Source organism: Pacificitalea manganoxidans (genome assembly GCF_002504165.1).
GTDB classification, from domain to species: Bacteria; Pseudomonadota; Alphaproteobacteria; order Rhodobacterales; family Rhodobacteraceae; genus Pacificitalea; species Pacificitalea manganoxidans.
The window spans coordinates 506,685-521,220 of the sequence record NZ_CP021404.1 but is presented as its reverse complement, the minus strand read 5'-3'; the positions used below and the strand labels follow the sequence as shown (position 1 = coordinate 521,220).

The 14,536-nt window shown below is 66.8% G+C and carries 11 protein-coding genes and 1 pseudogene; 9 read left to right on the top strand and 3 right to left on the bottom strand.

Annotated elements, in window-relative coordinates:
- The first annotated feature begins 1 nt into the window (after position 1).
- From CBW24_RS02385 to CBW24_RS02370, 4 genes are read left to right on the top strand one after another with little or no spacing between them, the layout of a single operon-like run.
- Positions 2-790 carry an ABC transporter permease gene (locus tag CBW24_RS02385; RefSeq protein ID WP_088662447.1) on the top strand — a complete coding sequence of 263 codons (789 nt, stop codon included), beginning with the start codon at positions 2-4 and terminating at the stop codon, positions 788-790.
- Complete coding sequence (locus tag CBW24_RS02380) at positions 787-1,848, top strand: ABC transporter ATP-binding protein (protein ID WP_097372561.1); 1,062 nt, start codon at positions 787-789, stop codon at positions 1,846-1,848. The genes CBW24_RS02385 and CBW24_RS02380 overlap by 4 nt, the downstream gene beginning before the upstream one ends.
- Entirely contained in the window at positions 1,845-3,188 is a 1,344-nt protein-coding gene (locus CBW24_RS02375) for an amidohydrolase family protein (RefSeq protein WP_232530024.1), read from the top strand. The genes CBW24_RS02380 and CBW24_RS02375 overlap by 4 nt, the downstream gene beginning before the upstream one ends.
- Complete coding sequence (locus CBW24_RS02370; RefSeq protein WP_097372559.1) at positions 3,185-4,111, top strand: nucleoside hydrolase; 927 nt, start codon at positions 3,185-3,187, stop codon at positions 4,109-4,111. Before CBW24_RS02375 ends, CBW24_RS02370 begins: the two co-directional genes overlap by 4 nt.
- Here the strand turns inward: CBW24_RS02370 and CBW24_RS02365 are convergent.
- Entirely contained in the window at positions 4,108-5,277 is a 1,170-nt protein-coding gene (locus CBW24_RS02365; RefSeq protein WP_097374096.1) for a M20 aminoacylase family protein, read from the bottom strand. The two genes, CBW24_RS02370 and CBW24_RS02365, sit on opposite strands and share 4 nt — an antisense overlap.
- A gap of 80 nt (positions 5,278-5,357) precedes the next feature.
- On the opposite strand from CBW24_RS02365, the pseudogene CBW24_RS02360 reads away from it, so the two are divergent.
- A pseudogene (locus CBW24_RS02360) lies at positions 5,358-6,020 on the top strand (phosphoribosyltransferase); the annotation flags it as partial.
- Positions 6,017-7,891, top strand: coding sequence for an adenine deaminase C-terminal domain-containing protein (locus CBW24_RS02355; RefSeq protein WP_097372557.1), 1,875 nt, complete (start codon positions 6,017-6,019; stop codon positions 7,889-7,891). The pseudogene CBW24_RS02360 and the gene CBW24_RS02355, both read left to right, overlap by 4 nt.
- A gap of 7 nt (positions 7,892-7,898) precedes the next feature.
- Here the strand turns inward: CBW24_RS02355 and CBW24_RS02350 are convergent, their stop codons facing one another.
- Positions 7,899-8,825 carry a nucleoside hydrolase gene (locus CBW24_RS02350; RefSeq protein WP_232530022.1) on the bottom strand — a complete coding sequence of 309 codons (927 nt, stop codon included), beginning with the start codon at positions 8,823-8,825 and terminating at the stop codon, positions 7,899-7,901.
- Positions 8,826-8,893: 68 nt separating this feature from the next.
- On the bottom strand, positions 8,894-10,081 hold the full coding sequence (locus tag CBW24_RS02345; RefSeq protein WP_198405218.1) for a LysR family transcriptional regulator: 1,188 nt from the start codon (positions 10,079-10,081) through the stop codon (positions 8,894-8,896).
- A gap of 155 nt (positions 10,082-10,236) precedes the next feature.
- Between CBW24_RS02345 and CBW24_RS02340 the strand changes: the two genes are divergently transcribed.
- The 3 genes from CBW24_RS02340 (at position 10,237) to CBW24_RS02330 (ending at position 14,129) form a co-directional block, all read left to right on the top strand.
- Complete coding sequence (locus tag CBW24_RS02340; RefSeq protein WP_097372554.1) at positions 10,237-11,160, top strand: TAXI family TRAP transporter solute-binding subunit; 924 nt, start codon at positions 10,237-10,239, stop codon at positions 11,158-11,160.
- A 202-nt stretch (positions 11,161-11,362) separates the two neighbouring features.
- Complete coding sequence (locus CBW24_RS02335; protein ID WP_198405217.1) at positions 11,363-13,291, top strand: TRAP transporter permease; 1,929 nt, start codon at positions 11,363-11,365, stop codon at positions 13,289-13,291.
- Positions 13,260-14,129: an amidohydrolase family protein gene (locus tag CBW24_RS02330; protein ID WP_097372553.1), complete on the top strand. Its 870-nt coding sequence runs from the start codon at positions 13,260-13,262 to the stop codon at positions 14,127-14,129. Before CBW24_RS02335 ends, CBW24_RS02330 begins: the two co-directional genes overlap by 32 nt.
- Positions 14,130-14,536: the final 407 nt, after the last annotated feature.

Below are 14,536 nucleotides of genomic sequence, written 5' to 3'. Positions count from 1 at the left end.
CATGAAACAACGCACACATCCGCTTCTCATCGCCTTTGCCGTGCTGGTGTTCCTGTTCTTGATCGGGCCGCTGGTCATCATCCTTGGCGCATCGCTGTCGGACACGTCTTACCTCACCTTCCCGCCGCAGGGGCTGAGCCTGCGCTGGTATGAGAACGTGTTCGAGATCTCAGCCTTCAAGCGCACGATGGTCATCAGCTTCCTGCTGGCGGTGGGCGGCACCGCGCTGTCGATGCTGATCGGCATCCCGGCGGCTTATGCGCTGGCACGCTACCGGATCGAACTGCCGCGTTTTCTGGGCAATATCTATGTGCTGCCGATCCTGATCCCCGAAATCGTGCTGGGCTTTTCGCTGATGAAGTCTCTGGCGACCGGGCTTGGCCTGCCGATCATCGCGGCGCTGCTGGTCGGCCATGCCCTGCTGGTGCTGCCCTATTGCGTGCGCGTCGTCGGCGCCTCGCTCAACTCGTTCGACTTCTCGGTCGAGGAGGCGGCGGTGTCGCTGGGTTGTCCGCGGTGGAAGGCGTTCTTCACCGTGGTGCTGCCCAATGTCCGCGCCGGTATCATCGCAGGCTTCATCCTTGCCTTCATCACCTCGCTCAATGACGTTTCGGTGTCGATCTTCCTGACCGGGCCCGGCGTCTCCACCCTTCCGATCCAGTTGCTCGCCCATATGGAGCAGTTCTTCGATCCGACCATTGCGTCGGTGTCGGTGCTGCTGATGGGTGTGACCGTCGCCGTCATGGCGATTGTGGAACGGACCCTCGGACTGACTTTCCTGACAAAATGACCGTATCTCTCTCGCTTGAAAACGTCTCCGCCCATTATGGCAGCACCAAGGTGCTGGATGATCTGTCGCTGCATGTGGCGGAGGGTGAACTGGTGTCACTCTTGGGTTCGTCGGGCTGCGGCAAGACCACGACGCTGCGGCTTGTCGCCGGGTTTCTGGAACCCAGCGGCGGCACCATCCGGCTGGGCGACCGCGACCTGACCCGCCTGCCCGCCCATGCGCGCAATATCGGGCTGGTGTTTCAGACCTACGCGCTGTTTCCGCATCTAACGGTGCGTGAAAACGTGGCCTTCGGGCTGAAGCAGCGCGGTGTCGCCCGGGCCGAACAACGTCGCCGCGCCGATGATATCATTGACCGGGTGGGTCTGGGCCATCTGGCCGACCGGCACCCGGCCAACCTGTCGGGCGGTCAGCGACAGCGTGTGGCGCTGGCCCGCGCGCTGGTGATCGAGCCGCCGCTTCTGATGTTCGATGAGCCGCTGTCGAACCTCGACGCCAAGCTCCGCGTCGACATGCGGGTGGAAATCCGCCGCCTGCAACAGGCCAACGGCACCACCGCACTTTACGTCACCCACGATCAGGAAGAAGCGTTCAGCATCTCCGACCGGGTGGCAATCATGAATGCGGGCCGGATCATGCAGCTTGACACGCCCGAGGTGCTGTATTCCCGCCCCGCCAATGCCTTTGTCGCGGATTTCGTGGGGTTTGAGAACATGATCCCCATGCGCGCGATCAGCGAGGCCGGCGACGCGGTGCGTGCCGAGATGACCGGCGGCGCGACGCTGGACCTGCCCAAGAGCCAGTTCACCGTGCCTGCGCAGAACTTCATCCTCGCCACCCGCCCCGAAGGGCTGGAGGTCGCGACCGAGGGCGCGGGCATCCCCGCGACGCTGGGCCTGCGCACCTATCTCGGCCGCGCCTACCAGTATCATTGCGAAACCCCCGCCGGGGTGCTCAAGGCCAATGGCGCACTGAGCCACCCGCTCGATGCCGGGGGTGCGGCGGTGCTGGTGCCCCGCGCCGAGCAATGCTGCCTGCTGCCGCAGGAGGCCGCGTGAGCCTGCTGACCAATGCCCGCATCCTGACGATGGATGCGGAAATGACAGAGATCGAGCGCGGCTGGATCGCGCTCGACCAAGACCGGATCGTGGCGCTCGGCGCGGGCGATCCGCCTGACGGCGCAGGATTTGGCCCCGCACAGGACATGGGCGGCGATCTGGTCATGCCCGGCATGGTCAATCCGCACGCGCATCTGCCCATGACCCTGTTCCGGGGCCTGGGCGAGGATGTCGACGACCGGCTGTTTCGCTACATCCTGCCGCTGGAGCGCGCGCTGGTCACGGCGGAGGTGGTGGAAATCGGCACCCGGCTTGCTGCCGTCGAGACCATTCGCGGCGGTGTGACCACCGTCGCCGACATGTATTATTTCGAAGACCGCATCGGTGCCGTGCTGGATGCCGCCGGGCTGCGCGGGGTGGTCGGACAGACACTGGCCGATTTCGCCGCCCCCGATCATGCCAGCATGGACGAAGGCTTTGCCCGGCTCGACGCGCTGGCCGAGACCTATGCCGGGCATCCGCGCATCACCGCCTCCGCCGCGCCGCATGCGCCCTATTCCACCGGGTTGGATGTGCTGACCCGCGTTGCGGAATGGTCCGCCGCCCATCCCGGCCTGCCGGTGCAGATGCATCTGGCCGAAACCAAGCCCGAACTCGATTGGGCGGCCCGGACCCATCAATGCACAACGGTCGAGGTGACGGATCGCGCCGGGCTGCTGGGGCCCGCGCTGATCGCCGCGCATGTGATGTATCCGACCGAAGCCGACATGGACCTGATCGCCGAACGCGGCGCGCATGTCGCCTATAACGCGCGCTCCAACGGCAAAGCGGGGCGCGGCATCGCCCCGATCACCGCCCTGCGCGCGCGCGGCGTGCAGGTAGGTATCGCGACCGACGGGCCAATGTCGGGCAATACGCTTGACCTTTTCGCGCAGTTCGGCCCCGCAACCATGTTCCAGAAGATCGCCGCTGGCTCCCGCGCCGCCCTGCCCTGCCGCGACGTGCTGCGCATGGCCACGATCGAGGGGGCCGCGACGCTGGGCATGGCCGATCGCATCGGATCGCTCGAGCCGGGCAAGCAGGCCGACCTGATCCGCATCGCGCTGGATGACCCGAGGCTGCACCCGATCTATGACATCTATTCGATGCTCACCTACGCCGCGACCGCAACGGACGTGCGCGCGACGATGGTCGCCGGGCAGTGGTTGATGCAGGATCGCGCGCTGACGACACTGGACGCCGAGCGTGCGCTGGCCGATGCGTTGCAGGTCGCCCACCAGTTCAAAGCTCGCATCGTGGAAATCGACCGCGACGCCGCCCCTGCCGGAGCCCCGTTATGACCCCTGTCATCATCGACACAGACCCCGGCATCGACGACGCGATTGCGCTGCTCTATGCGCTGCGGCAGCCGGATCTGCACGTTCTGGCGCTGACCACCGTCGCGGGCAATATCGGCCTGCCGGTGACCACCGACAACGCCGCGCGGCTGGCGGCCTTGGCCGGGCGCACGGTGCCGGTGCACCCCGGCGCTGCCGCGCCGCTGGCCCGTGCGGCTGAACCGGAAGTGGCAATCCACGGCAGCGACGGGCTGGGCGGCGTGTTCCTGCCCGAAGCGCGGCTCGGCGCCTCGCGCCACGGCGCGGTAACGGCGCTGAGCGATCTGCTGATGCAGACCCCGCCCAAGACCATCGAGTTGCATTGCCTTGCCCCGCTGACGAACATCGCGCAGCTTTTGCAGCACACGCCCGATGTCGCGGGCCGGATCAAGCGCCTGATCGTCATGGGCGGGGCCGTTGCCACACGCGGCAATTTTGGCCCCGGTCAGCGTGCGGAGTTCAATCTGGGCCAAGATCCCGATGCCGCCGCGATCGTGCTGCATGCAGGGCTCGACCTGACATTGATCCCGCTCGACGCGACCCGGCAACTGCGCGCGGATGCGGCCTATGTCGCGGCGCTCCGCGCAGCGGCCACGCCGCGCGCCACGACCTGCGCCGATCTGATCGACGCCTATTTCGGAGCCAACGAAGACCGCGAAAGCCGCCCGTTGCACGATCCCTGCGTGCCGCTGCTGGCGCTGCACCCGGACCTGTTTCGCGTGGAAACCCGTTTATTGCAGGTGGAGCCGGGCACCGGTGCGCTGATCGACGGGCCGCATCCGATTCAGGTGGCGATGGGGCTCGACGCGGCTGCGCTGCGCGCCCGACTGCTGGCCGGGCTTGCCATCGCGGGATCGCCGGAGGCCGGGACAAGCACGGCGTGCTAACCCAGCTCAGCCGCCACCACGGCCTGCCAGAAGGCCACGCCATGCGGGATGCAGGCATCGTTAAAATCGTAGTTCGTGTTGTGGTGCTGCCCGTTTTCGCGGGTCGCGCCCATGCCCAGCCAGACATAGCAGCCCGGAACGCGGCTGCCGAATTCCGCGAAATCATCCCCGGCGGTCGAGGGCGGGAACGCGGTGCGCAGATGTGCCTCTCCCAGCCGCGCCCGCACCGCCGCCTGCGCCGTGGCCGTCGCGCCGGGATCATTGACCACGGGCGGAATGCGCCGGGTGAATTGATACTCCGCCGTGATGCCATAGCCTGCCGCGACACCCTGCGCGTGGCGGCCGATGGCCTCTTCCAGCTGATCGCGGACGCCCGCCGAATAGGCCCGTGCGGTGCCGCCGATCCGCACCTGCTCCGGGATCACGTTCAGCGCGGCGAAATCGCCCGCCTCCAGCGCACAGGCCGACACCACCGCAGGCTCCAGCGGATCGACCTCGCGCGCGACGATGCCATGCAACTGCCCCAGAAACTGTGCCGCCGCCGTCACTGCGTCCCGGCCCTGATGCGGCTTCGCGCCGTGGCTGCCGATGCCGCGAAAGGTGACATGCCAACTGTCGGAACTGGCCAGTTGCGGCCCCTCGACCGCAGCCACGACGCCCAGATCCAGCCCCGGCATATTGTGCAGCCCATAGGCCGCATCAACGGGGAACTGCTCCAGAAAGCCTTCGGCGATCATCCGCGCGCCACCGCCGCGGCCTTCCTCGGCGGGCTGAAACACGAAATGCACGGTGCCCGAAAACGCGCCATCCTCGACCAACGCCTCCGCTGCGCCCAACAGCATGGTGGTATGCCCGTCATGGCCGCAGGCATGCATCCGCCCCGGCATGGTGGAGCTATAGGGCAGACCCGTTTCCTCGGGCATCGCCAGCGCATCCATATCCGCGCGCAGCGCAATGGCGCGGTTGCCAGAGCCGCGGCGCAACGTGCCCACCACCCCGGTGCCAGCAAGCCCGGTCGTCACCTCCAGCCCCGCCGCCTTCAGCCGCGCGGCGACGATGGCGGCGGTGCGATGCTCCTCGAAGCCCAGTTCGGGATGCGCGTGCAAGTCGCGGCGCAGCGTGGTCAAATCGGCCAGCGTGTCGGCATCCATAAACGTGTCGGGCATCAGCGGTTCAGTCATTATTTCGGTCCCATGTCCTGCGCGCGGCAGGCTAGAAGCGTGACCGACAGACACAAGAGGAAACCAGCGTGAGAACAGATGTGTGGCAAAAGCTGCACCGGGACCTGACCCCCGGCGTACAAGCCGACCAAGAGACCTACGCGGCGCCGCTCGACGAGGCGCAGCTGCTGCTGCCGATCCGGGCGCTATCGGACGGGCAGCGCGGGGTGGCGTCGCTTATCGTCAATCAGGCAAGTTTCGCGGTGCTCGATGCGCTCAGCGCGGAAATCACCGCCCGGCTCGCCCCGCATGAGCCCGAAATCATCGTGGCGGTGCCGACACTTGGCCTGCCCTTGGCCGAAGGGGTCGCCCGGCGGCTGGGGCATGAGCGGATGGTGCCGCTCGGGACCAGCCGTAAATTCTGGTATGACGAAGCGCTGTCGGTAGAGCTGTCCTCGATCACCACACCATCTGGCGGCAAGCGGCTGTATATCGATCCGCGCATGCGCCCCATGCTGCAGGGTCGCCGGGTGGCTGTGGTCGATGATGTGCTGTCCTCCGGCGCGTCGATGGCCGCCGTGCTGCGGGTGCTGACGCTGGTCGGCGTGACCCCGGTCGCGATTGGCGCCGCGATGCTCCAGGGCGATGGCTGGCGCACGCGGCTGGCGACATGGGGGGACATCCCGGTGCATGGCGCGTTCAGCACGCCGATCCTGAACCGCACCGCGCAGGGCTGGGAGCAGCCATGACCGACACCACCCGCACGACCGCCTTTCCCGGCACCATCACCGCGCCCGGTGAATCCGCCATTCGCCGCGATCTGATCGATGTCGCGCTGGGGCGGCGCGATGCTGATCTGCTGCTGCGTCTGGGGCGGCTTCTGGACACCAATACCGGGCTTTGGCGCGAGGATGTGGAGGTCGCGATCCTTGCCGGGCGCATCGCCCATGTCGGACCGCGCGGCAGTTTCGCGGGACGCGCACGGGCCGAGGTCGATCGCGGCGCGCTGGCCGCCGTGCCGGGTCTGGGCGAGGTGCACAAACATATCGAAAGCAGCCATGTCACGCCCGAATACGAGGCCGCGTTGGTCATCCCACGCGGCAATACATGGACGTGCGAGGCGAGCCACGAGTTTTCCAACGTTGTGCCCGCGCGCACCCTCAATTTCTGGCTGGCGGCGCGGGCTGCTGGATCGCCGCTAAAGATCTTCCCCCTGCCCGGCTCCGCCGTGCCGCCCACCGCATGGGAACATGGCGCGCATCTGGATGGCGACGACCAGACCCGGTTTCTGGGCGAAAGCCTGATGGCCGCCGGTCTGGACGAGGTGATGGACTGGCCCGCCGTGCGCGACCGCGACAACCCCGCCCATGACCGCCTGTGGTCGATGATCGAGGCGACATGGGCCGCCCGCGCCGTGGTCGAAGGCCATGCCGCCGGCATTCGCGACCTGCCCAATATCAACGGTTTTGCGGCCTCCGGCATCGCGTCCGATCACGAGGCATGGACCGCCGAAGAAGCGTTCGACAAATTGCAGGCCGGACTGTTCGTCGAAATCCGCATCCATACCGGGGCCGAGATAATCGCGGGCCTGTTGGAGCGCGGCTTGCGCGACTGGAGTCAGGTTGCGTTAACCACCGATGATCGCCCGGCGCAGGAGGTGCTCGCCACCGGCGCCACGGACCGGAATGTCCGCATGGCGGTCGAAGCAGGGCTGCCGGTGGAAACCGCCGTGCAAATGGTCACAATCAATCCCGCGCGCCACATGCGGCTGACGCCTTGGGTCGGCTCGGTCACGCCGGGGCGGTTTGCCGATCTGGTGCTGCTGTCGGATGTGGAGCGGTTCGAGATCGCCGAAGTCTGGGCCGATGGGCGACAGGCCTCCTCCGGCACGGAATATCTGCTCGACGTGCCGCACATCGACTGGCCCGACTGGGCGCGGCAGACGGTGAATATCGGGCGCGATCTGACCGCCGCCGATTTCGCCATCCCCGCTGCGCCGGACCGCGACACCATGCAGGCGGCTGTGCTGCGGCCCTACCACTGGACCGACGATTTCCTGACCTATGAGCTACCCGTTGCGGACGGAATGGTGCAGCGGGACGCCACGCGCAACATCACCAAATTCTCGATCACCGATCGGTATTCGGGCCGCGCGGCAGTGTCGAAAATGTTCTGGCTGGGATGCGGCCCCCGCGATGACGACACCGCGCTGTGCTGCTCGATGGCGCATGACAAGCATAACATCTGGTGCGTCGGTTCCTCCGACGCGGCAATGGCGCTGGCGGTGAATACCTGTGCGGAGATGGGGGGCGGCTGGGTTCTGGTCCATCGCGGCACGGTCGTGGCGCGGGTCCGCTATGAAATCGCCGGGCTGATGACGGCCCGCACGGCGCAAGAGCTTGCGGCGGACATGGCGGCGCTCCACGCGGCGGGGGAGGCGGTGGACTGGATGTTCGAGCCGTCGTTCCATCCGCGCTGGGGGCCGGGCCTGCCGGAACGGCTGGCCTTTGCGACGCTGACCTGCTCGCCGTGGCGCTGGAACCTCGTCGCGCCATCGGACCATGCGCCCGAAGGGCTGGTGCAGGTCCAGACGGGCGAGGTCCACCCGGTCGTGTGGTAGTCGCGCGTCAGGCCTCGTCGAAGGGCGCGTAGAACAGCGCCTCGACGGCGGCGGCGTCGCAATCGGTGCACACGCCCACCGCCACGCGATCCGGTCGGGCGGAGCGGCGCGTGCGCCCGATCTCGTCGCCGTCGCACACCACCTCCAGCGGGGTGTATTCGATCGTGAACAGATCGGGGCGCAGGCAGGCGATCACCGCCATTGGGTCATGCAGCCCGCATCCCGTCAGCCCGATGGAGCGGTAGAAATCCAGATAGAACCCGGCCATATCGCGCAGCCAGCCGCCATCGCCGGGGCAAAGCGCGGCGAGTCGGTCGAAATCACCGGCCTCCAGCAGTACCTGCAACGTGACGTCGAGCCCGACCATCAGCACATCCGCGCCGGAGCCCAGAACAAGGTCGAGCGCGTGCGGATCGTGCCATGTGTTGGCCTCCGCGTAGGGCGTGACATTGCCCCGCACGTCGAGCGCGCCGCCCATGAAAACGATCTGCTTCACGTTGCGGGCAAACTCCGGGTCACGCTGAATCGCTTCGGCGACATTGGTGATCGGTCCGACCGGACACAGCACCAGCTCCCCCGCGTGGTCGCGCGCCATACGGATCATGAAATCGGCGGCATCCTCGTCCAAGGCCCGGCCGGCCGGGCGGGGCGCGGGCATCGCGCCAAAGCCTTCGGGACCATGCACATGCGCCGAGGGCTCAAAGGGCGGCAGAACGAGGGGCGCGCCCGCGCCCTCGGCCACTGGACAGGACAGCCCCGCGCGCTCGACCAGTGCCAGCGCGTTGCGCGTGGCCTGTGCCACGGTGACATTCCCAAAGACCGAGGTCAGGCCAACCAGTTCAATCCCCGGATGGCGGGCGGCGAACAGGATCGCCATCGCATCATCGACGCCCGGATCGGTATCGATCAGCAGTTTCATGGGTGCATCAGTCATATCCAAGCAGTCCCTCAGCGACCGCCCGAGGTCAAGCATGCGCAGATGCCGACGCGGCGTAGCAGGGTCTACGAGCTTTGCGCCACATCCGTGAGGATTTCCAGAAACCGGGCCTGCGGCACACTGGGCAGCCAGTCGGCGCGATGCGTGTAGCCGATAGCGCGCCCGCTGTCAGGCAGGGTCACGTCGATCCGCGCCAGACGCCCGCCGTCGACATCGTGCTTCACCTGCTTGGCCGACAGGATCGACAGCCGGTCGGATGCGGCAAGCAGCCCCTTCACCACAGCGTAGGAGCCGGTTTCGATTGGCTGTGGCTGTTCCGGCCCCGTGGCGAGCCGGGCGTGAAGCTGGGCGAAATGCGCGCGCGCCGGGGCGCCTTCCCGCGGGGCGACCCATTGGAAGCCCTCCAAATCCCGTTCCGCCACCCGCTGCCGACCCGCCAGCGGATGCTCCGGTCGCCCGACGATCCACAGGTGATCCGCGAAAAGCTCCGTCTGCACCAACCCATCGGGCAGATCGCCCCCGCGCAGCGCCCCCACGATCAGGTCCAGATTGCCGCGCAGCAGCCCGCGCGCCATCGGCGCATAGGGTCCATCCGCGATGCGGGGCGCGATACCGGGATATTCCGCGGCGAACCGGCTGAGCGCCGTCGGCAGGATGATCGTCTGCATCAACGGCAGACAGCCAATATCCAGCCGCCCCTCGAACGTGCCCTGCCAGCCCATCACATCGCGTTCGGCCTGCACGAATTCGTTCAGCGCCAATTGCGCGTGGCGGGCAAAGGCCTCGGCCTGCCGGGTCGGACGCAACCCGCGCGAGGTGGTCTCGAAAAACGCGACCCGGCCCAGGCTTTCGATTTCCCGGCAGGCACGGCTGACGGTCGACACCCGGCGATCCAGATGCGCCGCTGCCGGACGAAACCCGGCGTGATCCACGGTGGCGATCAACGCGCGCAACTGACCCACGCTGACCAACCGCCACAGATGCGGACGATCAACGCTGCGCGCGGCACTGCGCAAAAACCGAAACCCCCGGTCGAGCCGCCCCAGATAGAGCGCTCCTGCCTCGGTGCTGTGCATGCCATCACTGCTGCGCTGGAACAGCGCCACGCCCAGCCGCGCTTCGATCTTTTGCAGCCCTTGCGTCAATGCGGGTTGCGAAAGGTTTATGCGGCTCGCGGCGTCAGAAACCGTGCCGGTCCGGGCAATGGTCAGGATACCCGACAGATGACGCAGGTTCGGGATAGGTTGATCCATAACTCTTTCACCGAGGCTATTGCATAAAATGGATATTGCTTCGCTGTCCTGATCGCAATTGAATTGGTTCGCCGTGACGGGAGGGCGCATAGTGTCCCCATCATCGGGTTCGGGGAGACAACACCCGTCCGTCACATATCAGGGAGGATATCGGAATGATGAAACGTCTCAGCCTCGCCACTGCGCTGACCGCGCTGATGGCGCTGCCCGCCGTCGCACAGGACCGCGTGTCTATCGGCACCGGCGGCACCGGGGGCGTGTTCTACGCCGTAGGGGCGGGCATGGCCGACCTGCTCAGCCGCCAGGTCGACGGCGTCAGCGCCAATGCCGAAGTGACCGGCGCCTCCGTCGAAAACATTCGCCGCGTGTCTGCCGGCGAAATGACGATGGGCTTTTCCTCGGCCTCCACGCTCTATGAGGCCAAGAACGGCCAAGGCGTGTTCGACGGCGACGCGCAGAACGTGGCCGCCATCGCCTATCTCTACCCTGCCGTGCTGCAAATCGCGGCAACGCAGGAAAGCGGCGCGGCGAGCGTGGCGGATCTTGCCGATCTCGACATCTCCATCGGCCCTCCGGGGTCCAACTCCTCGGTCTTTGCGGAACGTCTGCTCAACGCGCAGGGCGCATTCAACATGGGCAACGTGTCCTTCTTGAGCTACGGCGAAGCCACCGGCGCGATCAAGAACGGCCAGCTTGACGGCTCGATCATCCTTGCCGGCACTCCGGCTGCCGCGTTCATCGAACTGTTCACCACCGAGGACGTGACCCTGATCCCGGTCGAAGCCGACAACGTGACCGGCCTTCTGGAAGAATACCCGTTCTACGAGATGGTCGAGATCGCCGCCGGCACCTATGAGGGGCAGGAGGGCGACGTGACCGCCGTGGGTGATCCCGCGATCCTGTTCACCGCCGCCGATGCCGACCCCGCGCTGGTGGAGAAGATCACCGCCGGGCTGTTCGACAACCTCGAAGCCTTGGGCAAGGTGCACCCCGCCGCCGCAAAGATCACGATGGAGAAGGCAGGCGATGCCCCCATCGATCTGCATCCCGGCGCACAGGCTTATTTCGACGCGAAGTAAACCGCCCTTATGATCCCAGCGACCGGCGGAGCTCATCTGCCGGTCGCGCATCCCGCACCGGCCCTGCTTTTGCCCCGTGCCATTGTCGGATGCCACATGCGGACGGGCGCGCCGCGTAACGCCCCCCAATTTTCATGTCCCGCGCAGGCTGCGCCCGTAGCAGCGCGTCAGCCCGCCACGCGGCAGGTAAGGAGCCTCTTCGGTGTCACTCATCACTTCGATCTTGCCGCGCAACGCCATGGCCAACTGGGAGCACAAAGCCGCGCTCGCTGCGCTGGCCGTGCTGTCCACGCTGGTGACCGGGCTTGTGCTTTGGTCCGCGTGGTTCGGGGACATCACCGCGCTGGTGCTGCGCTCGACCTTCTTTTCGCTGTCGATGGCCGCAGGGCTGATCGTTGTCGCCGCCGCGCGCCCGCAGGCCGCATGGCGCGCCGCGCTCTATGTGCTGGCGGTGCTGGTGCTGATCCCCGGTCCGTTTCTGTGGACCAATTATATGGACATCATCCGATCGGGCGGGATTGCGGACCGCACCGACATGGCGCTGTTCATCATCGCCACCGCCGCCGCGCTGATCGTGTCGCGCTATGTGATCGGTTGGGTGATGGTGGGGCTTGGTGTCGTGGCGCTGCTTTATGCGTTTTTCGGCGCGTCGATCCCCGGCACCTACGGCCATGCGGGCTATTCGCTGGGCCGGGTCACGTCGAACCTGTTTTTGCGCACCGAGGGGCTGTTCGGTCTGCCGATGGGGGTCGCGGCGCAATATATCTTGCTGTTTTCCTTCCTTGGGACGCTTCTGCTGAAGACCGGGCTGGGACAGGTCTTCGTCGATCTGGCCCATGCGCTGACCGGTCGGGTGCAGGGCGGTCCGGCCCTGACGGCGGTGATTTCCTCGACCATGTTCTCCTCGATCAACGGGTCTGCCGTGGCGGGGGTCGTGACCACCGGCACCTTCACCATTCCGCTGATGAAGCGCACGGGCTACCGGCCCAAGGTCGCAGGCGCGATCGAAGCTGCCGCCTCCTCCGCCGGGCAGATCATGCCGCCGGTGATGGGCGCCGCTGCCTTCCTCATGGCCGAGCTGACCCAGACGCCCTATGCCGTGATCGCCGCCGCCGCGCTGATCCCGGCTTTGCTTTACGTCTTTGCGCTGCTGGTCGCGGTGCGGGAGGAAGCCGGTAAATACGACCTTGGCCGCGCCGAGGGGGAAGACGTGCCGCTGCTGCGCGAGGTGCTGTTCAAGCGGGGGCATCTGCTGCTGCCGCTGGTCGCGCTCGTTGTCTTTTTGGCCGTAGGATACACGCCGTCCGCCGCCGCTGTCCTATGTGTGCTGGCAACGCTGGTCGTGTCGGTGCTGACCCCGCAGACACGGATCGGTCCGGTGGCCTTGATCGCCGCGATGATGGAAACCGTGCGCAACGTGCTGCCCGTGGTCGCCGCCGTCGCAATCGCAGGGATGCTGATCGGGGTCATGACGCTGACCGGGATGGCGCTGAAACTGTCGTCGCTGATCGTCGATCTGGGCGCGGGCAGCCTGTTTTTGACCCTGCTGCTGACTATGATCGCCAGCTTCGTGCTGGGCATGGGGATGCCCACATCGGCAGCCTATCTGCTTCTGGCGGTGCTGGTCGCGCCCGCGTTGGAGCAGTTCGGCCTGCCCATCATCGCCGCGCATATGTTCATCTTCTACTACGGGCTGCTGTCCGCGATCACGCCACCGGTGGCGCTGGCGGCCTATGCGGGCGCGTCGATTGCCGGCGCCAGCCCGAACGAAACGGCGGTCGAGTCGATCCGGCTTGGCTTCGTCAAGGTCGTGGCCCCGTTCCTTTTTGTCTACGCGCCGGAATTGCTGCTGATCGGCACGCCCGTCACCATCGCGCTGGCCACACTCGCGGCCTTCGCAGGCACCTTTGCTGCCGGGACGGCCTTTACCGGCTGGATGGTTCGCCCGCTGACACTGCTGCACAAGCTGGGGTTCTGGCTTGTCGCCGCTGCCGCGACCGTGTCGCTGGTGCTGCCTGTGGGCGGGGTGCCGAGCCTCGTCGCGCTTGTCCTTTCGCTGGCCCTGCTGGCCATCCTCGTGCTCAACCTGTGGAAACCTCATGCAAATCGATCCGCCGACTTGGCATCCTGAGCCCCGCATCCCTGACTACCGCGCGCCTGCGGGGGCGGTTGACGCCCATTGTCACGTCTTCGGGCCGGGCGACCGCTTCCCCTACGCGCCGCAGCGCAAATACACGCCCTCCGACGCGCCGAAGGAGAAGCTTTTCGCCCTGCGCCGCCATCTGGGCCTGTCGCGCAATGTGATCGTGCAGGCAAGCTGCCACGGGCGCGACAATGCCGCCCTGCTCGACGCGCTGCGCAGCGATCCCGAAAACTGCCGTGGCATCGCGGTCGTCGATCCAGAAATCGAGGATGCGGCGCTGACCGAGATGGACGCTGCGGGCGTGCGCGGTGTGCGGCTGAATTTCGTGCGCAGGCTGGTTGATCCCGATCCGCTCGACATATCCGCCCGGCTGGCCGCGCGGGTGGCGGAGCTTGGCTGGCATGTCGTGGTGTATTTCGAAGCCGCCGATCTGGAGGAGCTATCCCCGTTCCTGCGGGCCCTGCCCTGCGATGTCGTCATCGATCACATGGGGCGCCCCGATGTGGCCCAAGGCGTGGAAAGCACCGAATTCGCCGCATTCTGCGATCTGATGGAAGACCCGCGCATGTGGGTGAAGGTCGGCTGTCCGGAACGGCTGACAAAAGCAGGGGCACCCTATGACGACGTGACCCCGTTCGCCCGTCATCTGGTGACGAACTTCGAGGATCGCGTCCTGTGGGGCACCGACTGGCCGCATCCTAACATGAAAAGCCATCTGCCCGATGACGGGTTGCTCGTCGACCGTATCCCGCTGATCGCCCCGACCGAGGCCTTGTGCCAAAAGCTGTTGGTGACCAACCCGGAGCGGCTGTATTTCGCACGATGAGGTGAGCATGCAGGTGCTGCAGGGGGGGGGCAGAGCCTGCCCGGGGATGGCGCCGGCACGATTGAACGGCGCGCTTTATGGCAGCCATGCCCCTCCCCGGTCCGAGGTCAGCGCGAGATTGCAAAGCGCCAGCCCGCAGGCACGGGCAGGCGCTCGCCCGCGCGGCTTCGCCTTGTTCGCGGGCGGTTGCGCTCAGTTCAGAGGCTACGAAACGCAGGCATTCAGGTCACAACGGGAGCCTGCCCGGGGATGGTGCTGCCACGACTGAACGGCGCGCTTTATGCCAGCCAAGCCCCTCCCCGGTCCGAGGTCAGCGCGAGATGGCAAAGCGCCAGCCCGTGGGGACGGGCAGGCGCTCGCCCGCGCGCTTCGCTTGTTCGCGGGCGGGGGCGGTCTCTCCCGTCGCC